General features: G+C 72.2%; 24 protein-coding genes and 1 pseudogene. 19 read left to right on the top strand and 6 right to left on the bottom strand.

Annotation, left to right across the window (positions count from 1 at the left end):
* Positions 1-13: 13 nt before the first annotated feature.
* On the bottom strand, positions 14-421 hold the full coding sequence (locus tag J2X63_RS09455; RefSeq protein WP_309976424.1) for a sterol carrier family protein: 408 nt from the start codon (positions 419-421) through the stop codon (positions 14-16).
* 104 nt (positions 422-525) lie between these two features.
* On the opposite strand from J2X63_RS09455, the gene purD reads away from it, so the two are divergent.
* From purD to J2X63_RS09440, 3 genes are all read left to right on the top strand, one after another.
* Positions 526-1,836: a phosphoribosylamine--glycine ligase gene (gene purD, locus J2X63_RS09450; protein ID WP_309976422.1), complete on the top strand. Its 1,311-nt coding sequence runs from the start codon at positions 526-528 to the stop codon at positions 1,834-1,836.
* Positions 1,837-1,882: 46 nt separating this feature from the next.
* Positions 1,883-2,824 carry a phosphoribosylaminoimidazolesuccinocarboxamide synthase gene (locus J2X63_RS09445; RefSeq protein WP_309976420.1) on the top strand — a complete coding sequence of 314 codons (942 nt, stop codon included), beginning with the start codon at positions 1,883-1,885 and terminating at the stop codon, positions 2,822-2,824.
* 105 nt (positions 2,825-2,929) lie between these two features.
* On the top strand, positions 2,930-3,409 hold the full coding sequence (locus tag J2X63_RS09440; protein ID WP_309976418.1) for a nuclear transport factor 2 family protein: 480 nt from the start codon (positions 2,930-2,932) through the stop codon (positions 3,407-3,409).
* On the opposite strand, the gene J2X63_RS09435 is transcribed toward J2X63_RS09440, so the two are convergent.
* Positions 3,366-3,893, bottom strand: a complete 528-nt coding sequence (locus J2X63_RS09435; protein ID WP_309976415.1) for a DUF1269 domain-containing protein — start codon at positions 3,891-3,893, stop codon at positions 3,366-3,368. The two genes, J2X63_RS09440 and J2X63_RS09435, sit on opposite strands and share 44 nt — an antisense overlap.
* A 200-nt stretch (positions 3,894-4,093) precedes the next feature.
* Between J2X63_RS09435 and J2X63_RS09430 the strand changes: the two genes are divergently transcribed.
* A complete protein-coding gene (locus J2X63_RS09430) occupies positions 4,094-4,948 on the top strand; it encodes a VOC family protein (protein WP_309977886.1) in 855 nt (284 codons plus the stop codon).
* Positions 4,949-5,021: 73 nt separating this feature from the next.
* On the opposite strand, the gene J2X63_RS09425 is transcribed toward J2X63_RS09430, so the two are convergent.
* Complete coding sequence (locus J2X63_RS09425; protein WP_309976413.1) at positions 5,022-5,675, bottom strand: TetR/AcrR family transcriptional regulator; 654 nt, start codon at positions 5,673-5,675, stop codon at positions 5,022-5,024.
* 171 nt (positions 5,676-5,846) lie between these two features.
* Between J2X63_RS09425 and J2X63_RS09420 the strand changes: the two genes are divergently transcribed.
* The 8 genes from J2X63_RS09420 to J2X63_RS09385 all read left to right on the top strand — a co-directional run bounded on the left by J2X63_RS09420 (position 5,847) and on the right by J2X63_RS09385 (position 12,700).
* A complete protein-coding gene (locus J2X63_RS09420; protein ID WP_309976411.1) occupies positions 5,847-6,593 on the top strand; it encodes a class I SAM-dependent methyltransferase in 747 nt (248 codons plus the stop codon).
* 16 nt (positions 6,594-6,609) lie between these two features.
* Positions 6,610-7,209, top strand: coding sequence for a TetR/AcrR family transcriptional regulator (locus J2X63_RS09415; protein ID WP_309976409.1), 600 nt, complete (start codon positions 6,610-6,612; stop codon positions 7,207-7,209).
* Positions 7,210-7,342: 133 nt separating this feature from the next.
* Positions 7,343-8,809 (top strand): DHA2 family efflux MFS transporter permease subunit, encoded by a 1,467-nt coding sequence (locus J2X63_RS09410; RefSeq protein WP_309976407.1) that lies wholly within the window; start codon positions 7,343-7,345, stop codon positions 8,807-8,809.
* 98 nt (positions 8,810-8,907) lie between these two features.
* Positions 8,908-9,795: a tryptophan 2,3-dioxygenase gene (gene kynA, locus J2X63_RS09405; RefSeq protein ID WP_309976405.1), complete on the top strand. Its 888-nt coding sequence runs from the start codon at positions 8,908-8,910 to the stop codon at positions 9,793-9,795.
* 3 nt (positions 9,796-9,798) lie between these two features.
* Positions 9,799-10,809 carry a hypothetical protein gene (locus J2X63_RS09400; RefSeq protein ID WP_309976403.1) on the top strand — a complete coding sequence of 337 codons (1,011 nt, stop codon included), beginning with the start codon at positions 9,799-9,801 and terminating at the stop codon, positions 10,807-10,809.
* Between the two features lie 32 nt (positions 10,810-10,841).
* Complete coding sequence (locus J2X63_RS09395; RefSeq protein ID WP_309977884.1) at positions 10,842-12,065, top strand: aminotransferase class V-fold PLP-dependent enzyme; 1,224 nt, start codon at positions 10,842-10,844, stop codon at positions 12,063-12,065.
* A 117-nt stretch (positions 12,066-12,182) separates the two neighbouring features.
* Entirely contained in the window at positions 12,183-12,392 is a 210-nt protein-coding gene (locus J2X63_RS09390; protein ID WP_309976401.1) for a hypothetical protein, read from the top strand.
* Positions 12,389-12,700 (top strand): hypothetical protein, encoded by a 312-nt coding sequence (locus J2X63_RS09385; RefSeq protein WP_309976399.1) that lies wholly within the window; start codon positions 12,389-12,391, stop codon positions 12,698-12,700. The genes J2X63_RS09390 and J2X63_RS09385 overlap by 4 nt, the downstream gene beginning before the upstream one ends.
* A gap of 65 nt (positions 12,701-12,765) precedes the next feature.
* Here the strand turns inward: J2X63_RS09385 and J2X63_RS09380 are convergent, their stop codons facing one another.
* Together J2X63_RS09380 and J2X63_RS09375 are read right to left on the bottom strand one after the other, a co-directional pair.
* Entirely contained in the window at positions 12,766-14,289 is a 1,524-nt protein-coding gene (locus tag J2X63_RS09380) for a DHA2 family efflux MFS transporter permease subunit (RefSeq protein WP_309976397.1), read from the bottom strand.
* A 59-nt stretch (positions 14,290-14,348) separates the two neighbouring features.
* Positions 14,349-14,918 (bottom strand): PadR family transcriptional regulator, encoded by a 570-nt coding sequence (locus J2X63_RS09375; RefSeq protein WP_309976395.1) that lies wholly within the window; start codon positions 14,916-14,918, stop codon positions 14,349-14,351.
* A 219-nt stretch (positions 14,919-15,137) separates the two neighbouring features.
* On the opposite strand from J2X63_RS09375, the gene J2X63_RS09370 reads away from it, so the two are divergent.
* From J2X63_RS09370 to J2X63_RS09350, 5 genes and pseudogenes are all read left to right on the top strand, one after another.
* Positions 15,138-15,551, top strand: coding sequence for a hypothetical protein (locus tag J2X63_RS09370; RefSeq protein ID WP_309976393.1), 414 nt, complete (start codon positions 15,138-15,140; stop codon positions 15,549-15,551).
* Between the two features lie 100 nt (positions 15,552-15,651).
* Positions 15,652-15,885 (top strand): annotated as a pseudogene (gene purS, locus J2X63_RS09365) (phosphoribosylformylglycinamidine synthase subunit PurS); the annotation flags it as partial.
* A gap of 113 nt (positions 15,886-15,998) precedes the next feature.
* The gene (purQ, locus tag J2X63_RS09360; RefSeq protein ID WP_309976391.1) at positions 15,999-16,697 is read left to right on the top strand and encodes a phosphoribosylformylglycinamidine synthase subunit PurQ; all 699 of its coding nucleotides are present in this window, start codon (positions 15,999-16,001) and stop codon (positions 16,695-16,697) included.
* Positions 16,698-16,952: 255 nt separating this feature from the next.
* Complete coding sequence (locus J2X63_RS09355; protein WP_309976389.1) at positions 16,953-17,207, top strand: hypothetical protein; 255 nt, start codon at positions 16,953-16,955, stop codon at positions 17,205-17,207.
* Between the two features lie 32 nt (positions 17,208-17,239).
* On the top strand, positions 17,240-17,797 hold the full coding sequence (locus J2X63_RS09350; RefSeq protein WP_309976387.1) for a tetratricopeptide repeat protein: 558 nt from the start codon (positions 17,240-17,242) through the stop codon (positions 17,795-17,797).
* 58 nt (positions 17,798-17,855) lie between these two features.
* On the opposite strand, the gene J2X63_RS09345 is transcribed toward J2X63_RS09350, so the two are convergent.
* Entirely contained in the window at positions 17,856-18,407 is a 552-nt protein-coding gene (locus J2X63_RS09345; protein WP_309976385.1) for an adenine phosphoribosyltransferase, read from the bottom strand.
* 95 nt (positions 18,408-18,502) lie between these two features.
* Here J2X63_RS09345 and J2X63_RS09340 point away from each other — a divergent pair, with 95 nt between their 5' ends.
* Together J2X63_RS09340 and J2X63_RS09335 are read left to right on the top strand one after the other, a co-directional pair.
* Entirely contained in the window at positions 18,503-18,964 is a 462-nt protein-coding gene (locus J2X63_RS09340; protein ID WP_309976383.1) for a DUF3817 domain-containing protein, read from the top strand.
* Between the two features lie 97 nt (positions 18,965-19,061).
* Positions 19,062-19,877 (top strand): shikimate 5-dehydrogenase, encoded by an 816-nt coding sequence (locus J2X63_RS09335; protein ID WP_309976381.1) that lies wholly within the window; start codon positions 19,062-19,064, stop codon positions 19,875-19,877.
* Positions 19,878-19,937: the final 60 nt, after the last annotated feature.

Here is a 19,937-nt window from a genome sequence, read left to right as displayed (position 1 = left end):
GCGCTCGGTGCCGCTACGTCGAGAGCACCGGGAGGTGACCCGTCAGGTCGGCCCGCTGCCCCGAGGCGTGCACCCGCCCCGACGCCTTGGCGTCGGCCCATGAGAGCGTGCCCCTGGCGAGCGCGATCCAGGTGCCGGCATCCGTCTCGATCACGTTCGGAGGCGTGCCCCGGGTGTGCTTCGGACCCTCGACGCACTGCACCGCCGCATAGGGCGGCACGCGCACCTCGACCGTGCCGCCGGGCGCCTGCTCGGCCAGCAGCTGCAGGGTGTAGCGCACGACGAGCGCGAGGGTCGAGCGGTCGACGGATGCCGCGAGCGCAGGCCCGTCGGCCTGGTCGATGCCGTTCGCCTCGGCGATCGCCAGCATCGTGGTCAGTGCCGCGCGTCCGAGGTCGTCGTCGATCCGTGCTCGTGCCATGCCCCCATCCTCCCGCACGGCACCGTCAGGCGACCCGTCCGTCGGCGCTGTCACGGGGCGCCCAGGGCCCGAGGCGCCCGAGTCCCATCGGGTAGCCTGAACCGGTGAGAATCCTCGTCCTCGGCTCGGGCGCGCGCGAGCACGCCATCATCCTCGCGCTCCTCGACGAGGAGGCCGGTCACGAGCTCATCGCCGCTCCGGGCAACGCCGGCATCGCGGCATCCGCCACCTCGTCGGGCCGGGGCAGCGTGACCACCATCGCACTCGACCCGACCGACCCCGTCATCGTCGCCGACTACGCGATCGACAACGACATCGAGCTCGTCGTGATCGGGCCCGAGGCCCCGCTCGTCGCGGGCGTCGCCGACGCGCTGCGCACCCGCGGCATCGCCGTGTTCGGTCCGGGCAAGGCGGCCGCGGCGCTCGAGGGCTCGAAGACGTTCGCGAAGCGCATCATGGAGTCGGCGGGCGTCCCGACCGGCCGCGCCCGCCTCGCCGACACGCTCGCCGACGTGCAGGCGACGCTCGACGAGTTCGGCGAGCCCTATGTCGTGAAGGCCGACGGCCTCGCGGCCGGCAAGGGCGTGCTCGTCACCACCGACCGCGACGCCGCGCTCGCGCACGCCACCCACTACCTCCAGCAGGGCCCGGTGCTCGTCGAGGAGTTCCTCGACGGCCAGGAGGTGTCGCTGTTCTTCCTCGCCGACGGCACCAACGTGCTGCCGCTCTCCCCCGCACAGGACTACAAGCGCCTGCGCGACGGCGACCGGGGCCCGAACACGGGCGGCATGGGCGCCTACTCGCCCCTGCCGTGGCTGGCGAACGACTTCGGCAGCGAGCAGGCCTTCGTCGACGAGGTCATCGAGACCATCGCGCTGCCCACCGTGAAGCAGCTCGCCGCCGAGCAGACCCCGTTCATCGGGTTGCTCTACGCGGGCCTCATCCTCACGCCCCGCGGCATCCGCGTCATCGAGTTCAACGCCCGCTTCGGCGACCCCGAGACGCAGGTCGTGCTGCCGCGTCTCGCGACGCCGCTGTCGGGCCTGCTGTTCGCGGCGGCCACGGGCGGGCTCGGCGAGCTGCCCCGTCCCGAGTTCCGGGCGGATGCCGCGGTCACGGTCGTGCTCGCGAGCGAGGGGTATCCCGAGGCCCCCGAGACCGGCCGCGTGATCGAGGGACTCGACGCCGCGGCATCCGTGGCGGGCGTGCACGTGGCGCACGCCGCCACCGCGATCGGGGCTGCCGACGAGGCCGGATCCGCACCGCTCGTCGCCACCGGCGGCCGCGTGCTCAACGTCGTCGCCGTCGGCTCGGACTTCGCCGAGGCCCGCCGCCGCGCCTACGAGGCGCTCGGCCATCTGCGCCTCGAGGGCGCCCAGTACCGCACCGACATCGCCGCGCGCGTCGCGGAGTGACCGCGGCGGGCCCCGCGTCCGCCGCCCAGTGAAGGAGCCGAACACCATGGACGACGCGGTGGAACTGCCGGGCTGGACCCACGTCTACTCGGGCAAGGTGCGCGACCTCTACGTGCCGACGGCCGCGATGGACGACGACGACAGCTGGACCGGCGACCCCCTGCGCACCTCCCGGGTGGTGCTCGTCGTGGCGAGCGACCGGGTGAGCGCCTACGACCGGGTGCTCGAGCCGGCCATCCCCGGCAAGGGCGCCATGCTCACGTCGCTCACGCGGTGGTGGTTCGACCAGCTGCCCGACGTGCCCAACCACCTCGCCTACGCCGAGGACGACCGCCTGCAGGTGCCGGCGATCCCCGACGAGGTCGCCGACCGGGCGACGCTGTGCCGCACGCTCGAGATGTTCCCCATCGAGTGCGTCGTGCGCGGCTTCATCACCGGCGGCGGGTGGAAGGAGTACCAGGCGACGGGCGCGATCGGCGGCATCCCGCTGCCCGAGGGACTCTCGAACGGCGACCGCCTGCCCGAGCCGCTCTTCACCCCGGCGTGGAAGGCGCCGATGGGTTCGCACGACGAGAACATCTCGTACGAGCGCACGGCCGAGATCGTCGGCGACACCGTCGCGGCGCAGCTGCGCGAGCTGTCGATCGAGATCTTCGAGCGCGCGTCGGCCGTCGCCGAGGCGCGGGGGCTGATCCTCGCCGACACGAAGTTCGAGTTCGGCGCCGACCGCGACACCGGCATCGTGACCCTGGCCGACGAGGTGCTCACGAGCGACTCGAGCCGGTACTGGGATGCGGCGGCGTACGAGTCCGGCGCGACGCCCGAGCAGCGCATGGCGAGCTTCGACAAGCAGATCGTGCGCGACTGGCTCGCTGCCAACTGGGACCAGGCCGCGTTCGAGGCGCCGCCGACGCTCCCGCGCGAGATCGTGGAGCAGACGGCGGGCCGCTACCGCGAGCTGCTCGAGCGCCTCACCGCGCGCGGCTGAGCGCGCGTTGCCGTGACGCATCGCATGGGTGTCGTTCTCGGCGGCATCCGTTCGTCGTCCCTGTGACGGCGCCATCCGGGTGCCAGGGGAGGCGCGATGCGAGCGATGCCGCAGCTCACCGAATCGGCCGTGGAGTCCGCGGAGGTCGCGTGGCTCGTGAGCAAGCGCGCGGCGGCGATCCGATCGCGCGACGCCGAGTACCTCGCGTCGCGCTACGCTCCCGACGCGGTGACCTTCGGGGTGGCACCGCCCCTGAGCCCGTTCGCCGACGAGGCACGTCGGATCGCGTGGATCCGCGCCTGGTTCCGCCGCTTCCCCGATGCCATCGACCATCGCGTGCTCGAACTGACCGTGAGTGTCGCCGGCGACCTCGCGTTCTGCCACAGCCGGGACGTGCTCGTCACCGGGCCGCCGTTCCGGCCGCGACGTGCGGTGCACTTCGAGACGGTGCTCGGTCTGCGCCGGGTGGACGGCGTCTGGCTCGTGGAGTGCGAGCGGGTCGTGCCGGCGACCGAGGCCGTCGGCACGACATCCGTCGGAGCTAGGAGGCGATGGCCTTGGCGATCTTGTCGCCGCCTTCGTTGATCGCCTTCTCGAGCTGCTCGTAGTCGTCGCGGTCGATGGCCTTGTTCACGTTCTTCACGGCCTTGCCCAAGGCCGCGTCGATACGGTCGAGATAGCGGTCGTCGATCACGGCGACGATGGCGGAGGAGCCCTTCGGCAGGTACTCCTCGAGCTCGAGGCCGACCTGCTTCTCGTCGCGCTTCTTCGCGATGTTGCCGGCGATCGCGCCGACGCCCGCACCGATCGCGGTCGCCGCCAGCAGCGGCGGGGCGAAGAGCCCGAGCACGAGTCCGGCGGCGCCGCCGATCCACGCGCCCTTCGCGACGTGGCCCGTGCCATGCTCGTCGACCTCGACCCCGCCGTCTTCGCCGCGATGCATCACGACCGACGACACCACCTCGAGGTCGGACGCCGACTCGGCGGCCTTGAGCGACTTGTAGTCCTCGGTGGCTGCGTCGGCCGTGTCGTAGGTGGCCACGTACAGCGCCAGGTTGTCCATTCCCATGGTGGTTCCCCTCGTCGAGCGCTCCCCGATACCGCCCCGGGAGCTGGTGATGGCTCCCACCATATGGAGGCCCTCCCATGGCGGCAAGGACGCGCCGGTTTCCGATCGGAATACGCTCGGCGGCGACGGGGTTACAATTACTTGTGACTACAACCAATGGTGCGGCGCCGAACGCCGGACTCCTCGCGGCCGACACCGGGATGGGCGCCGTGACGCTGCGCGTGGGCGACCTCGACGGCATGATCCGCTACTACCGCGACGGCGTGACCCTCGACCTCCTGAGCCACGACGGCCCCGTCGCCGTGCTCGGCCGGGGCACCACGCCGGTGGTGATCCTGCAGCACGCGCCAGAGCTGCGGCACGCTTCGCCGCGAGAGGCCGGCCTGTTCCACACCGCGATCCTCTTCGACACCCGCGAGGCGCTCGCCACCGCGATCTTCTCCGTCGCCTCCAAGTACCCGGGCACCTTCACGGGCAGCGCCGACCACCTCGTGAGCGAGGCCTTCTACTTCACCGACCCCGAGGGCAACGGCGTCGAGCTCTACTTCGACCGCGACCGCTCCACGTGGAGCTGGACCCACGGGCAGATCGAGATGGCCACCATCTTCCTCGACCCCAACGCGTATCTGCGCGACCACCTCACCGAGGGGGCAGCGGATGCCGCGGCATCCGGCCTGGGCGTCGGCGACGCCGTCGTAGGGCACGTGCACCTCTCGGTCGGCGACATCGCGAGCGCGCGCGAGTTCTACGTCGACCGGCTCGGATTCGAGACGACGGCGAGCCTGGGCGGCTCGGCGCTCTTCGTCTCGGCCGGCGGCTACCACCACCACATGGCCATGAACACGTGGAACAGCGCCGGCGCCGGCCGACGCGGCCTCGCGCTCGGGCTCGGCAAGGTCGAGATCGTCGTCCCCGGCGGCGACGACCTCGGCGAGCTCGGCGAGCGGATGACGCACTACGGCGTCCCGGTGCGCCACGACGGTCGCGTGCTCGCCTTCGACGACCCGTGGGCGAACCTCGTCGAGGTGCGCGCCGCCGCGGCATCCGGCGCCTGAGCCCCCGTATTTCCGCCACGACGCGCAGGAGGCGGTCGGCGCAGGCGGGGAGTCCGTCGGTGCCGGCCGCGGGTCACTCGCGAGGCGTCGAGCGTGGACCCTTCGCGTGCGACATGTCGTGGAACTCGCCGAACGCCTGGCCGTCGCCCGGCAGCGGCGTGAGATCGGGACGCGCGCGCAGGCCGTCGAGCACCACGGCGAGCTGTCGGCGCCAGTAGGGCAGGTAGGCGCCGCCGTACTGGCCGACCGATCCGAGCATGTCGACGAGCACGCTGATGTCGACTGCGGTGACGTCGGGGCGCAGCGCACCCTCCGCCTTGGCCCGTGCGACGATCCCGTCGATCACGTCGGCGAACTCCGCGCCGGGCTGATGGCCGGGGTCGAGTTCGGCGACGCGCCGCATCACGCCAGGCAGGTACGGCGATTCGGCCACCCACGAGCCGAGCCGCTCGAGCCAGAGCTCGATCGAGCGCCATCCGGTCTCGGCGCCGAGGATCTCGGGCGCGAAATCGTGCAGTTCGCCGATCGCCGTGTCGTAGAGCTCGCGGATGAGGGCATCGCGGTTGGGGAAGTGCCGGTAGACGGTGCCCGCGCCGACGCCGGCCCGGGTGGCCAGTTCGTCGAGCGGGGCGTCGATGCCGCGCTCCGAGAAGAGGATCCGGGCCTCGGCGAGGAGTCGTTCGTGGTTGCGTCGCGCGTCGCGACGCGGCGACGCCGTCGGGTTCACGAGTTCACTGTACGCCCTGGGTGGGCTATCATTCGGAGAGTCGACTCCGTTTCCTTGCGGTTCGGAGTCGGCTCCTCTTGGGGGAGAGGGATGCGGCGCGGCGGGCAATGGGCCGGTCTGACCGGCGGGGATGCCCGCCGCGCCCGCTCCGCGCGCTGGCATGATGTCGGAATGGACCAGGACGAGATCTGGGATGCCGACACGGCGCGCCGCTACGACACCCCGGGCGTCGGCATGTTCGCGCCCGAGGTGCTCGATCCGACGGTCGACCGTCTCGCAGCGCTCGCCGACGGCGGCACGGTCGTGGAGTTCGCGGTCGGCACGGGTCGCGTGGCGATCCCGCTCGCCGAGCGCGGCATCCACGTGGCCGGCATCGAGCTCTCCACCGCGATGATCGAGCGGCTCCGCGAGAAGGCCGACGACGACACCGTTCCCGTGATGCAGGGCGACATGACGACGGTGCGCGTACCGGGCGAGCACACCCTCGTCTACCTCGTCTTCAACACGATCTCGAACCTGTTGACGCAGGACGAGCAGGTCGAGTGCTTCCGGAACGCGGCGCGCCACCTGTCGCCCGGTGGCCGGTTCGTCATCGAGCTTTGGGTGCCGCAGTTGCGCACGCTGCCGCCGGGACAGGGCGCCTCGGTGTTCGCGATCGAGCCCGGCTACATCGGCCTCGACACCATCGACGTGCTCGAGCAGCACGTCGTCTCCCACCACTTCCACTTCGGCGAGGGCCACGAGGCCCGGTTGGATCGCAGCCCGCACCGCTACATCTGGCCGTCGGAGCTCGACCTGATGGCGCGTCTCGCCGGTTTCGAACTCGAGACCCGGCACGCAGACTGGGCCGGGTCGCGCTTCACCGCGGAGTCGACCTCGCACGTGTCGGTCTACGTGCTTGCGCACCGAGAAGAGTGAGTGTACAGTCACTCATATGCGAACGAAGCTCTCCACCGCCGAGGAACGGCGCCCCCATGTCACGAGTGCGGCCGTGGCCGCGTTCGCGCGTACGGGCTACCGCGGCACCACCGTGGCGGATGTCGCGCGCGAGGCGGGCATCTCGTCGGCCTACGTCTTCAAGCTCTTCCCGAGCAAGGAGCAGCTCTTCGTCGGAGCGCTCGACGCCTGCTTCGACGAAGTGGTCGACGCGCTCGGCCGCGGCGCAGAGGCGACGTCCGACCACACTCCCGAGGGCGTGCTCGATGCGATGGGCCTCGCCTACGCCGAGCTCATCGCCGATCGCTCGCTCCTCATGCTCCAGGTGCACGCGCAGTCGGCCGCCGAGGTGCCCGAGATCGGCGCGGCCCTGCGCCGCGGCTACGCCCGGGTCACCGAGTTCGCCGCCACGCGATCCGGTGCCTCGGATGCCGCGGTGCAGCGCTTCATCGCATTCGGGCAGCTCTGCCATCTCGTCGTGACGCTCGACCTCGACGACGCACCCGAGCACTGGGCTCGCACGCTCGCGCTCGGAATCCGTCACCCCGAGTTCGGCGCAACCACGCCCGCCGAGATCACGGAAGGAGGCGACTCGTGAGACCGTCGGGCCTGGTGCCCTGACCTCGACGCCGGCCGCCTTCGGTCGGCGATGCTTTTGGCCAATTTGGTGACTGACCACTCACTCACACTATCGCCGCGCGGCAGCGACCGCGCAGAAGAGGAACACGCTCATGACTCCCATCTCCGTCTCCACTGCTCCGACGCCCACCGGATCGGCGCCCGCCGTACCCTCCGCACCGCCCTCCCGGCGCTGGTGGGCGCTCGCCGCGCTCGCCCTCGCCCAGTTCCTCGTGGTACTCGACGCCTCGATCGTGAACATCGCCATCCCCACCCTCGGCGCCGACCTCGGGCTCGGCCCGGGCGCGCTCGCCTGGGTGATCACGGCCTACGTGCTGCCGTTCGGCAGCCTGCTCCTCTTCGGCGGCCGCCTGGCCGACCGGTTCGGGCACCGCCGCATCTTCCTGATCGGCACCGGATCGTTCATCGGCGCATCCGCCCTCGCCGGCCTGGCGGTGTCTGGAGAGATGCTCCTCACCGCCCGCGCACTGCAGGGGGCCTCCGCCGCATTGCTCGCCCCGGCGTCGCTCGCCCTCGTCACCCGCCTCTTCACGTCGACCCGCGACCGCGCCCGGGCGCTCGGCATCTGGGGCGCCGTCGCCGGCGCCGGCAGCGCTGCCGGAGTGCTGCTCGGCGGCGTGCTCACCGCTGCCTTCGGCTGGCAGGCCGTGTTCTTCGTCAACCTGCCGGTGGGCGTCATCGTGTTCGTCGCCGTCCCGTTCCTCATCCGCCGCGACCTGCCGGGCGCAGGCATGCGGCTCGACCTCGCCGGCGCCGCGACCGTCACCGGGGCGCTCGTCGCCCTCGTCGCAGGCCTCACGAGCGCCGAGCAGCTCGGCTTCGCGAACCCCGTCGTGCTCGGCCTGCTGGGCGCGGCGATCGTGCTCGGTGCCGCTTTCGTGGTCGTCGAACGACGCACGGCGGAGCCGCTCCTGCCGCTGTCGACCTTCGCGAACCGCTCGGTCAGCGCGGGCAACGTCGTGATGCTCCTGCTCGGCGGCGCGATGGTGGCGCTCTTCTTCGCCCTCTCCGTGTACCTGCAGGAGGTCATGCACCTCGACTCCCTCGGCGCCGGGCTCACCCAGCTGCCGCTCGCGATCGCGCTCGTGGTCGTCGCCGGGGCCGTGCCGCCCCTCGTCGCCCGGTTCGGCGTGCGCCCGACCCTCGCCGTCTCGCTGCTGGTGTTCGCGGGCGGGCTGGCCTGGCTCGCCGCCGCGCCGGCCGACGCCGTCTTCCTCGTGCACGTGCTCGGCCCGACCCTGCTCATCGGCATCGGACTCGGCGGCGCCTTCGTCACCGCGACGCAGCTCGCCGTGCACGGAGTCGAGGGCGGTGAGGCCGGACTCGCCGGCGGACTCGTCAACACGAGCCAGCAGGTGGGCGGCGCGCTGGGCATGGCGGTGCTCGCCACGCTCGCCGCCTCGCGCACCGAGTCGCTCGCCGCCGGTGGCGCCACGACCGAGGCGGCCCTCGCCGGCGGGTTCTCGCTCGTGTACCTCGGCGCGGCCGGGCTCGCCGTCGTCGCCGCGGTGATCGCGCTGGTCCTCCGCGGAGGTGTCGGCGCCGGCACGACGCGCTGACGCCCGGCTGCGGCATCCGTCCCGCATCCACCCCTCACTGCGCCTCGCTCGTCCCATCCGGAACGAGCGGGGCGCAGGCGCGCGGCTAGGCTGGCTGCGTGGCCGAATCCGCCGAGAACGCCGAACCCGAGCAGCCCGTCGCGGCGAACACCCGCCGCATCGAGGCATCCGTCGTCACCGACTTCAGCGATCGCATGAGCTACGGCGGGTACCTCGACCTGCCCACGCTGCTCTCGGCGCAGCGCCCGATCTCGCGGCCCGAGCACCACGACGAGCTGCTGTTCATCATCCAGCACCAGACCACCGAGCTGTGGCTGAAGCTCGTGCTGCACGAGCTCGAGACCGCGCGCGACCTGCTGCGGGCCGACGAGCTCGCCCCGGCCCTCAAGTGCGTCGCCCGGGTCAAGCACATCCAGCGCACCCTCACCGAGCAGTGGTCGGTGCTCGCGACGCTCACGCCCACCGAGTACGGGCAGTTCCGCGGCGTGCTCGGCAACGCGAGCGGGTTCCAGTCCTACCAGTACCGCGCGGTCGAGTTCGTGCTCGGCAACAAGAACGCGAAGATGATGCAGGTCTTCGAGTCGGATGCCGCGGCGAGCGCGATCCTGCGCCACGCGCTCGACTCGCCCAGCATCTACGACGAGTTCCTGCGACTGCTGGCCCGCGCCGGGTACCCGATCCCCGCGGCGATCCTGGAGCGGGACGTGACCCTCGCGTGGACGTTCCAGCCTGAGCTGGTGCCCGTGTTCGCGGCGATCTACGCGAACCCCGAGGAGCACTGGGCCGCCTACGAGACGTGCGAGGAGCTCGTCGACCTCGAGGACAACTTCCAGCTCTGGCGGTTCAGGCACCTGAAGACCGTCGAGCGCATCATCGGCTCGAAGACCGGCACGGGTGGATCGAGCGGTGCGCCCTTCCTGCGCCGCGCCCTCGAGCTCACGTTCTTCCCCGAGCTCTACGCCGTGCGCACGGAGATCCCTGGTTGACGGATGCCACGAGCCGATGACTCCCGCACCGAGGCCGTGCTCGACCTGGGCCCCCTGGCGTCGGCGGTGCGTCGTTCGCTGAACGGCGACCACCCCGGCGAGACGGGCACGATGCTGCCGCCCCTCGTCGACCACCACGTGCACCTCATGATCATCGGCGAGGACGCGCTGGCCGACACGGCGATCGCCGGGTTCGTCGACCTCGGCGCGCCGCCCGACCTGGTCGCCGCGCGGCGTCACCGCGGCGGCCTGCCGCGGGCCGACTTCGCCGGGGCGTTCCTCACCGCTCCCGGCGGGTATCCGGTGGGGCGGACGTGGGCGGCACCGGGATCCGCCCGCGAGATCGCCGCGGAGCACGGCGACGGACGGTCGGCGCTGCCGTCGGCCGCCGAGACGGCCGTGAGCGAGCAGCACGCGTTCGGAGCATCCGTCATCAAGGTCGCCCTCAACGCGGCCGCGGGCCCCGTGTTCGACCGGGCGACGCTCGACGCGATCGTCGCATCCGCCCACCGGCTCGGCCTGCCCGTCGTCGCCCATGTCGAGGGCGACGGGATGGCCCGGCTCGCCGTCGACGCCGGCGTCGACGCACTGGCGCACACGCCTTTCACCGAGGTGGTCGACGACGGGCTCATCGCCCGGGCCGTCGCGATCGGGCAGCGCTGGATCTCGACGCTGTACGTCGCCGGGTACGGTGAACCGACGCCCGACGCCGAGCGCGCCGCCGACAACCTGCGCCGCTTCGCCGCGGCGGGCGGCCGGGTGCTCTACGGCACCGACCTCGGCAACGGCGACCAGCCGCTCGGGGTGAACCCCGCCGAGCTCGCCCTGCTGGCATCCGCCGGGCTCGATGCCGCCCACCTCGTCGCCGCCATCACCGACCCGTGGCCTCGCCGCGCCCGTGCCGAGGGCATCGCGACGTTCGTTCCCGGGCCGCCGCCCGCGACCACCCACGACCTGCCCGAGTGGCTCGCGACCGCGTGCGTCGTGCCCACCGAAGACCTGGAGCTCCTGTGACCCTCGACCCGCATCTCGCGTACGCCCGCCGCATGGACCGCGCCGACGGCCTCGCCCACTACCGTAAGCGCTTCGCCGGCACCGACACCGACCTCGTCTACTTCGACGGCAACTCGCTCGGCCGCCCGCCGGTGTCGGCGATCGAGCGGGTCGAGCGCTTCCTGCGCGAGGACTGGGGCGGCCGGCTCATCCGCGGCTGGGACGAGTCATGGATGCAGCTGCCGTTCGAGATCGGCGACCGCATCGGTCGCGCCGTCATCGAGGCCAAGCCCGGGCAGACCGTCATCGGCGACTCCACGACCGTGCTCCTCTACAAGCTCTGCCGCGCCGCCGTCGACGCGCAGCTCGCCCGCGACCCCGCACGCCGCGAGATCATCGTCGACAGCGACAACTTCCCGACCGACCGCTACGTGCTCGAGGGCATCGCGGCCGAGCGCGGCATGCGGCTGCGCTGGATCGAGGTCGACCCGGCGTCGGGCGTGACGCCCGAGCAGCTCGCCGAGGCGGCCGGCCCCGAGACGGCCCTCGTCGTGCTCAGCCACGTCGCCTACCGCTCGGCCTACCTCGCCGACGCGCCCGAGCTCACGCGCATCGCCCACGACGCCGGGGCGCTCATCCTCTGGGACCTCTGCCACTCGGCTGGATCGGTGCCGATCAAGTCCGACCTCTGGGGCTTCGACCTCGCCGTCGGCTGCACGTACAAGTACCTGAACGGCGGTCCGGGATCCCCGGCCTTCGCCTACGTGCGCGACGACCTGCAGGGCGTCCTCAGCCAACCGATCCACGGCTGGATGGGCACGGCCGACGTGTTCAGGATGGGTCCCGGATACACGCCCGCCACCGGCATCCGTCGCTTCATCAGCGGCACCCCGCCCATCATCGGGATGATCGCCATGGAGGAGACCCTCGCGATGATCGAGGAGGCCGGCATGCCGGCGGTCCGCGCGAAGTCGGTCGCGCTCACCTCGTTCGCCATCACCGTCGCCGACGAATGGCTCGGCCCGCTCGGCGTCACGCTCGCCTCACCGCTCGACCCCGACGAGCGCGGCGGGCACGTGACGGTCAACCACCCCGCGATGCGGGAGGTGACCGCGCGGCTCTGGCAGCAGGACGTCATCCCCGACTATCGCGACCCCGGCGGCCTGCGGCTCGGCCTCTCGCCACTGTCGACGAGCTTCGAAGAGGTGCACCGCGGCCTCGAGGCGACGCGCGACACGCTGAGGACGGTGCTCACCGAGCGGGCCGGACTGGCCTGAAGGGGGTCGGGTTCTACTCGCCGCGCTCGGGGCTGTCAATCGGCTCGACCGCCGTCGGGCACCCTCGCATGCTGGCCCCAGGAGCCGTCGAGCCCGTCGACGGCGGAAAGGGGCGACATGCCACGGCAGATTCGAACGACCATGATCATCCTCGGGGTCGTCGGCATCGTGGCCGCGCTCGGCCGGCGGTTCGCGCCGCGGCTGCGGGAGTACTCGGTGGCGAGCGAGGCGTTCTGGACCAACCCGAAGGTCATCAAGGCCCGCGAGAAGGCCTGGGCCCAGGCCCGTCGCCAGGTCGGCGCCCAGACGGCCGGCGGTCGCGCATGAGCGAGATGAACGGCACGACCGCGAGGACCGATGCGGATGCGCACGGCGGTCCGACGATGAGCGAGATGGCCGCGGGCGGAATCGGCACCAGCGGCAGCAGCACCGGCACCCGGCAGGAATCCCCGGCCGGTCCGGGCCAGACGGGCGACGAGCGGCGCGAACCCGTCGACTCGGTCGGCGGGTCGGAGGGGCTCCCCGGTCGCGCGCTCGGGATGCTCCGCGAGCGGCCGGTCGCGGTGGGCAGCGCCGTGCTCGTGTGCGTCGCCGTCGTCGTGCTCGTGGTCATCCGCGCGCTGCGGCGGACCTAGGTGCCGCAGCGCGATCACGACGAGCGGGGCGGATGCCGCGGCGCGACGCCGCGGCATCCGCTGGGCTACTCGGCTCGGGCCGCCTCGTCGGCGGGCTGGCCCATCGCCTCGCCGGAGCGAACCGCCGCACCCCAGTCGACCGTCAGCTTCGGCTTGGCGTAGAACAGCACGACGATCGCACCGACGGCGAAGCCGATGATCGGCAGCCACATCGACTGCGACATCGCGGCCGTGAAGCCCTCGAGCACCTGCGGCGGCATGCCGCTCGAGCCCGCGCTCGCCTGCTCGGCGGCCTGCGTGTCGAACCCGGGCAGCTCTGCCGCGAGGCGTGCATTCAGCAGGGCGGCGATGGCCGCGCTCCCGAGCACCGCGCCGACCTGGCGGGTGGTGTTGTAGACGCCCGAGCCGGCTCCGGCCTGCGACGGCGGCAGGTTGCGGGTCGCCGACGACGCGAGCGGCGCCCAGATGCCCGAGAGGCCGAGGCCGAGCAGGCCCGACGGGATGAGGAGCACCCACAGCTCCTGGTCGGGGGTGAGGAGCGTCGACGTCCACCAGAGCGCGAGCGCGGTGACCACGAACCCGCTGAATGCGATCCACTTCGGGTCGACGCGGTCGATGAGGCGGCCGACGAAGGGGGCGGCGACACCGGTCACGAGGGCCATCGGCACGAGCATCAGCGCGGCCTGCGTCGGCGTGAGCCCACGGGCGACCTGGTAGTAGAAGGCGAGCGGCAGGGGCATGGCCACGATGGCGAAGCCGACGAGCGAGATCGCGACGTTCGACAGCGAGAAGTTGCGGTCGCGGAACAGCGGCAGCGGCAGCAGCGGCTCGGCGGGGTTGAATCGCTGCCACACCACGAACCCGACGAGCACGACGATGCCGGTGACGATGAGGCCCCACACCGTGATCGGGCCGACGATGGTGCCCCAGTCGTAGGTCTCGCCCTCCTGGATGCCGAAGACGACGAGGAACATGCCGACCGCGCTGAGCGCGACGCCCAGCCAGTCGAAGCGGTGCGAGTGGGTCTCGAGGTTCGGCACGAGCCGCCAGGCGAGCAGGAACGCGATGATGCCGACGGGCACGTTCACGAAGAAGATCCACTCCCAGCCGAGCGAGTCGACGAGCACGCCGCCGAGGATCGGCCCGACGAGCGTCGCCACGCCCGCCACGGCACCCCAGAGACCCATGGCGGCGCCGCGCTGGTTGGGCGGGAAGATCCGGGTGATCACGGCCATCGTCTGCGGCGTCATGAGCGCGGCGCCGAGGCCCTGCACGGCGCGCGCCGCGATGAGCATGGTGATGTCGCCGGAGAACCCGCACCAGAGCGACGCGAGCGTGAAGACCACGAGGCCGATCATGTAGACACGCTTGGGCCCGAACCGGTCGCCGAGGCGGCCGGTGATGAGCAGGGGCACCGCGTAGGCGAGCAGGTAGGCGCTCGTGGCCCAGAGCACCGCCGTGATGTCGGTGTCGAGGTCGCGCAGGATCGCCGGGTTGGCGATCGAGACGATCGTCGAGTCGACGAGGATCATGAAGAAGCCGATGACGAGCGCCCACAGGGCGGGCCAGGGCTTGCGTTGCGGTTCCATCGTGTCTTCGTTTCCGTTCGTTGTCGTCAGTCGGTCGCGGCCGTCAGGCGGCGCGCGGGTCAGTCGGTGGGGGCGGTCCAGTGCAGCCGACCGCTGCGGAGCTCGTCGATCGTGTGCTCGAGCCAGTCGAGCTCGGCCATGAGCATGGCGCGGGTGTAGTGCACGTTGAGCACGTAGTGCCGCGCGACGCCCTTCTCGGCGATGTGCGCGAGGCCGGCGTCGATCAACGCGGTGAACTCGCGGATGCGCGCGACGCGCTCGGCGAGCAGCTCGGCGACCCGGTCGGGCGGCAGGTTGTGGGCCTCGCCGACCGCCACGGGGAACTCGGGGAACTCGTTGACGAACTCGCCGAGCATCTGCTCGAGGGTCGAGCGCACGGCCTCGCGTCCGGCGGCGGTGATGGCGTAGACCGTGCGCTCGGGGCGGTTGCCCTCGCGCTCCACGCCGGTCTCGGCGATGTACCCGTCGGCGGCGAGGCGTTCCACGGCGCGGTAGAGCGATCCCGCGCTCACCTTCACGACGCGGTCCTCACGACGCAGGAGCATCAGCTGGTACATCTCGTAGGGGTGCATGGGACGCTCGGTGAGCAGGGCGAGCGTCGAGAGCGCCAGTGGGGTGAGTCGAGACATCCGCGCCCCCTCCGCTCGATCCCAGTAAGTATTCCGTGCGGAATAGTACGCGCGGAACTCCGCGCACGCAACCTCGGCCCGAGGCATCCGTGCACGCCGACGGCGGAGGCCACGAGCCAGTAGCACCCGCCTCACCGCGTTGCAACCCCGGCCCCCCTTTCGACCGCCCCGAGGTGGCGCGCGTAGCATGACGGCATCGCAACGACGGAAGGTGGAACCATGACTGACACGGACCGCAACATCGCCGACGCGACCACGCCAGGCAGCGCAGCAGACCACACGGCCAACCTGGCGGCCGGCACGGCGGAGGACGTCGCCGGCGGCGTGCGCGACGCGACGCGCGACGCCGCGGAGGCGGCGGACGACGCGAAGGAGCAGGTCGCCGGTGCCGTCAACGACGTGATCGACAGCGCCAAGGCCAAGGCCGCGGACGTCGCGGAGAAGGCCGCCGACGCCGCCGAGACCGTCACCGCACAGGCCAAGGACGCCTACGCGAACGCCAGGAGCGCCGCGGACGAGGGCGTCGGCTACGTGAAGGCGCGCTACCGCGAGAACCCCGGCCTGGTCATCGGCGTGGCCGTGGCCGCACTGGCGGCGGTCGCCCTCATCGTGCGGGCGATCTCGCGACGTTGACGTGGCGCTGACCGCCCGGGCTGACGCCCGGCGAGGGGCATCCGCGGTCTCCCGATAGAATCGAGGCATCCACACCCTCGACACCGGACGGAGAACCGCGGTGCCCACCATCGTCGTCGAAGTGATGCCCAAGGCCGAGTTGCTCGACCCCCAGGGGAAGGCCGTCGCCGGCGCCCTCGCCCGCACGGGCCGCAGCGGGTTCTCGGGCGTGCGCATCGGCAAGCGCTTCGAGCTCACCGTCGACGGCCCCGTCGACGACGCCCTCAAGGCCAGCGTGCAGCAGATCGCCGAGGAGATCCTCTCGAACTCGGTCATCGAGGACGTCGTGGGCATCCACTACGAGCAGTCCAACGCCGAGCTGGCCGAGGAGGCCGCGCACGAGTCCGCCGAGCACTCCGACTCGGGCTACGTCGCCCCCGCGGGCGAGACGCACTGAGGCGGGCTGACATGCGCATCGGCGTCATCACGTTCCCCGGCTCGCTCGACGACCGCGACGCGCAGCGCGCCGTGCGGCTCGCCGGCGCCGAGCCAGTCGCCCTCTGGCACGGTTCGCACGACCTCGACGGCGTCGATGCGCTCATCCTCCCCGGCGGCTTCAGCTACGGCGACTACCTGCGCTGCGGCGCGATCGCCTCGCTCAGCCCGATCATGACCGAGGTCGTGGAAGCAGCGAACGCCGGCATGCCCGTGCTCGGCATCTGCAACGGCTTCCAGATGCTCACCGAGGCGCACCTGCTCGAGGGCGGCCTGATCCGCAACGACCACGGCGCGTTCATCTGCCGCGACCAGGTGCTGCGCGTCGAGAACACCTCGACCGACTGGACGAGCGGCTTCGACGCCGGCCAGCAGATCACCATCCCGCTGAAGAACGGCGAGGGCGGCTTCATCGCCGACGACGACACCCTCGACCGGCTCGAGGGCGAGGGGCGCGTCGTGTTCCGCTACGTCGATGTGAACCCCAACGGCTCGCTCCGCGACATCGCGGGCATCTCGAATGCTCGCGGCAACGTGGTCGGGCTCATGCCGCACCCCGAGCACGCCGTCGAGCCCGGCTTCGGCCCCGACACCGCCGCCGCGATGCGGTCGGGGGTCGACGGCCTCGGGTTCTTCACCAGCGTCGTGCGCCGGGCACTCGTCGAGGCGTAGTCGCGGCTCGCGGGCGGATGTCCCCGGGCGCGATTCGGAGCGGATTCATGGACTGCTGAGAGGACCCGCATAGGCTCGGGTCGCATCCTGCGGTGAGGTGCGGGGATCACGCCCCGCCTCGTCCCGGAGGATTCCACCATGAGTGCCACCGCCCCAACGCAGCCCGTCGCACCTCGGCCCTTCGCACCCGGTACGCCGCCTCCTGCCGGATACGCCAGCGTGCCGCCGAACGCGCCGCCAGCGGACGCTCACCGCGTGCCGTGGTACCGGCGCGCCTGGGTGCTCGCCGTCGGCGCGGTGCTGCTCGCCCTGCTCTGCTTCGCAAGCGGGTTCGTCGCCGGCACCGCGGCGTCGCTGCTCGACGGCTTCGGCGGCGGCCCCGGCCGCGGCGTCGTGCAGGACGGGCGGGGCTTCCCCGACGACGGCTTCCGGCCGGGCGACGGTTCGCGGGGCGACGGGGGATTCCCGCTCATGCCCGGCGACGGCGACTCCGGCTCGCAGCAGGGCTGACTCCAGGCCGCGCAGCGCGGCAGGATGGGACGATGACCGACGCGCACCGACTCGAACCACTGACCCCCGAGCTCGAGGCGACCATCGCCGAGATCTTCGCGGGTCGCGACCGCGAGCACATGCAGCCGACGATCGACGCCTTCCTCGCCCTGCTCGCCGAGCATCCCGACCAGCCCGAGGTGCTCTACGAAGTCGGCGGCGCCTACGACACCGCAGGCGAGGAGGAGACCGCCGCCGGCTACTACGAGTCCGCGCTGGCGGCCGGGCTCGGCGGAGACACGCTGCGCAAGTGCCTGCTGCAGTACGGCAGCACGCTTCGCCTGCTGGGCCGGCTCGACGAATCCGTCGCGGTGCTCGACCGGGCCCTAGCCGGCTGGCCGGAGTCGCCATCCGTGCGGGCGTTCCACGCGCTGGGCCTGCACGCGGCGGGCCGGAGCGACGGCGCCGTTGGGGAACTGCTCGCGCTCGTCGCGGATGCGGTGCGCACCGCCGACGTGGTGCGCTACGAGGCGGCGCTGCGGGGCAACGCGGCGTACCTCACCGGCCTCGACGCCGAGGGGCGGATGACCGCGGGCTCGAGCCGCGACTGACGGGCGGTCGCATGCCGCGGCCGGCCCGTGCCCGCTGCGGGCCGCCCGCGGCATCCGCTCAGTATCGGAGCAGCGAGAAGACCTCGTAGCGGTCGCCGAGCGCCTCGCGGCCCCCGAGCCCCTCGAGCTCGAGGGCGACCGCGATGCCCGCGACGCGCCAGCCTGCACGTTCCACGAGGCGTGCCGCGGCACCGACCGTGCCGCCCGTCGCGAGCACGTCGTCGACGATGAGCACCCGTGCGCCGGGCGGGAGCTCCCCCTCGTGCACCTCGAGCGCGGCGGTGCCGTACTCGAGCGAGTACTCCTCGCGCAGCACTGCTCGGGGCAGCTTCCCGGCCTTGCGCACGGTCAGCACGCCGGCGCCGCAGATGGCCGATGCGGCACCGGCGATGAGGAACCCGCGCGCCTCCACCCCGCCGATGTCGTCGAACCGGCCGGCGAAGGGCTCGGTGAGGCTGGTGCCGAGCGCGTGCAGCGCCGGACCGCTGGCGAAGACGGGCGTGAGGTCGCGGAACGTGACGCCCGGCTCGGGGAAGTCGGGGATCGACCGGATGAGGCTCGAGACGAGCTCGCGTGCGGATGGCTCGGTGGGCTCGGTCGGCTCGGTCACCCGCAACAGGCTACCCGCGTTCATCCGTTCGTTCGATGACTCCCCACTGGTGCGACTGCGACGATGGAAGCATCCCGACCCTTGGAGCCTCCCCCGTGTCACCGAAACGCCTCTTCCGCACGCTCGCCCTCGCCGAGGCGGTGACCTGGACGCTCCTCATCGTCGCCATGATCCTCAAGTACGCGGGCGGCATCGAGGCGGCCGTGCTCGTCGGCGGCTCCATCCACGGGTTCGTGTTCCTGGCCTACGCGTTCCAGGCGGTGCTCGTCGGCGTGAACCAGCGCTGGAGCGTCGGCCTCATCGCATTCGCCGTGCTCACCGCGATCGTGCCGTACGCCACCATCCCGTTCGAGATGTGGCTCATGCGCCACGGCCGGCTCGACGGCGACTGGCGACGCGAGACGACCGAGCACCCGGCCGACGGCAGCTGGGTGAACCGGATGCTGCGCTGGTTCCTCGCCCGTCCGGTGCTGCTCACCGGGCTCGCCGTCGTCGGCGTCGCGGCCGTGTTCGCCGCCCTGCTGGTGGTCGGGCCGCCCGGAGGCCGCGAGGCCTGAGCGGCGCGCGGCCGTCCTGAGCGCGCGGCGGTCCGCCCGGCGGCGCCCGGGCGCCAGCTGCGAGCGGCCGCCCGCGGCATCCGGCACCATTGAGGTCATGCCCATCCTCAACAAGGACATGTCGGTCTGCATCTCGCTCGCGGCCCGCCCGTCGAACCTCGGTACGCGCTTCCACAACTTCCTCTACGACGAGCTGGGCCTGAACTTCATCTACAAGGCGTTCACGACCGACGACATCGAGGGCGCCGTTCGCGGCATCCGCGCCCTCGGTATCCGTGGCTGCTCGGTGTCGATGCCGTTCAAGGAGGCGGTGATCCCCCTCGTCGACGTCATCGAGGAGTCGGCGGCCGCGATCGAGTCGGTGAACACGATCGTGAACGACGGCGGCGTGCTCACCGCCTCCAACACGGACTACGAGGCCATCGCGATGCTCGTCGCCGAGCACGGCATCGACCCCGGCGAGCGGGTGCTCGTGCGCGGCTCGGGCGGCATGGCGAAGGCGGTCGTGGCGGCGTTCCGCGGGGCCGGCTTCGGCGAGGTCACGGTCGTGGCGCGCAACGAGGCCGCGGGCGCGGCGCTCGCCGCGAAGTACGGCTACGCCTGGGTGGCGGAGGACCCCGCGCCCGCGTTCGACGTCATCGTGAACGTCACCCCGCTCGGCATGCACGGGGCGGATGCCGCGGCGCTGGCGTTCTCGCCCGCGTTCGTCGAACGCGCGACCACGGTGTTCGACGTGGTGGCGTTCCCCGCCGAGACGCCGCTCGTGGCGGCCGGGCGCGCGGCCGGGAAGCGCGTGATCTCGGGGGCCGAGGTGATCGCGCTGCAGGCCGCGCGGCAGTTCGAGCGCTACACCGGCGTGCCGCTTACCCGCGAGCAGGTGGAGCGGGCGTCGGCGTTCTCGCGGGCGGAATAGCGGCGGCGGGCGGCATCCGCGCTCGGCCGACGGACGTGCCGGGCGGCCCGGCGAGGCGCG

Source organism: Agromyces sp. 3263 (assembly GCF_031456545.1).
Classification (GTDB): domain Bacteria; phylum Actinomycetota; class Actinomycetes; order Actinomycetales; family Microbacteriaceae; genus Agromyces.
Note: the sequence above shows the minus strand (reverse complement) of the source record. Positions and strands in the feature narration are given on the sequence as shown.

What these genes read in the sequence shown, in the direction of transcription:
- J2X63_RS09455 (WP_309976424.1), bottom strand. Translation starts at nt 421, where the DNA reads ATGGCACGAGCACGGATCGACGACGACCTCGGACGCGCGGCACTGACC.
- J2X63_RS09445 (WP_309976420.1), top strand. Translation starts at nt 1,883, where the DNA reads ATGGACGACGCGGTGGAACTGCCGGGCTGGACCCACGTCTACTCGGGC.
- J2X63_RS09440 (WP_309976418.1), top strand. Translation starts at nt 2,930, where the DNA reads ATGCCGCAGCTCACCGAATCGGCCGTGGAGTCCGCGGAGGTCGCGTGG.
- J2X63_RS09435 (WP_309976415.1), bottom strand. Translation starts at nt 3,893, where the DNA reads ATGGGAATGGACAACCTGGCGCTGTACGTGGCCACCTACGACACGGCC.
- J2X63_RS09430 (WP_309977886.1), top strand. Translation starts at nt 4,094, where the DNA reads ATGGGCGCCGTGACGCTGCGCGTGGGCGACCTCGACGGCATGATCCGC.
- J2X63_RS09420 (WP_309976411.1), top strand. Translation starts at nt 5,847, where the DNA reads ATGGACCAGGACGAGATCTGGGATGCCGACACGGCGCGCCGCTACGAC.
- J2X63_RS09415 (WP_309976409.1), top strand. Translation starts at nt 6,610, where the DNA reads ATGCGAACGAAGCTCTCCACCGCCGAGGAACGGCGCCCCCATGTCACG.
- J2X63_RS09410 (WP_309976407.1), top strand. Translation starts at nt 7,343, where the DNA reads ATGACTCCCATCTCCGTCTCCACTGCTCCGACGCCCACCGGATCGGCG.
- J2X63_RS09400 (WP_309976403.1), top strand. Translation starts at nt 9,799, where the DNA reads ATGCCACGAGCCGATGACTCCCGCACCGAGGCCGTGCTCGACCTGGGC.
- J2X63_RS09395 (WP_309977884.1), top strand. Translation starts at nt 10,842, where the DNA reads ATGGACCGCGCCGACGGCCTCGCCCACTACCGTAAGCGCTTCGCCGGC.
- J2X63_RS09390 (WP_309976401.1), top strand. Translation starts at nt 12,183, where the DNA reads ATGCCACGGCAGATTCGAACGACCATGATCATCCTCGGGGTCGTCGGC.
- J2X63_RS09385 (WP_309976399.1), top strand. Translation starts at nt 12,389, where the DNA reads ATGAGCGAGATGAACGGCACGACCGCGAGGACCGATGCGGATGCGCAC.
- J2X63_RS09380 (WP_309976397.1), bottom strand. Translation starts at nt 14,289, where the DNA reads ATGGAACCGCAACGCAAGCCCTGGCCCGCCCTGTGGGCGCTCGTCATC.
- J2X63_RS09375 (WP_309976395.1), bottom strand. Translation starts at nt 14,918, where the DNA reads ATGTCTCGACTCACCCCACTGGCGCTCTCGACGCTCGCCCTGCTCACC.
- J2X63_RS09370 (WP_309976393.1), top strand. Translation starts at nt 15,138, where the DNA reads ATGACTGACACGGACCGCAACATCGCCGACGCGACCACGCCAGGCAGC.
- purQ (WP_309976391.1), top strand. Translation starts at nt 15,999, where the DNA reads ATGCGCATCGGCGTCATCACGTTCCCCGGCTCGCTCGACGACCGCGAC.
- J2X63_RS09350 (WP_309976387.1), top strand. Translation starts at nt 17,240, where the DNA reads ATGACCGACGCGCACCGACTCGAACCACTGACCCCCGAGCTCGAGGCG.
- J2X63_RS09335 (WP_309976381.1), top strand. Translation starts at nt 19,062, where the DNA reads ATGCCCATCCTCAACAAGGACATGTCGGTCTGCATCTCGCTCGCGGCC.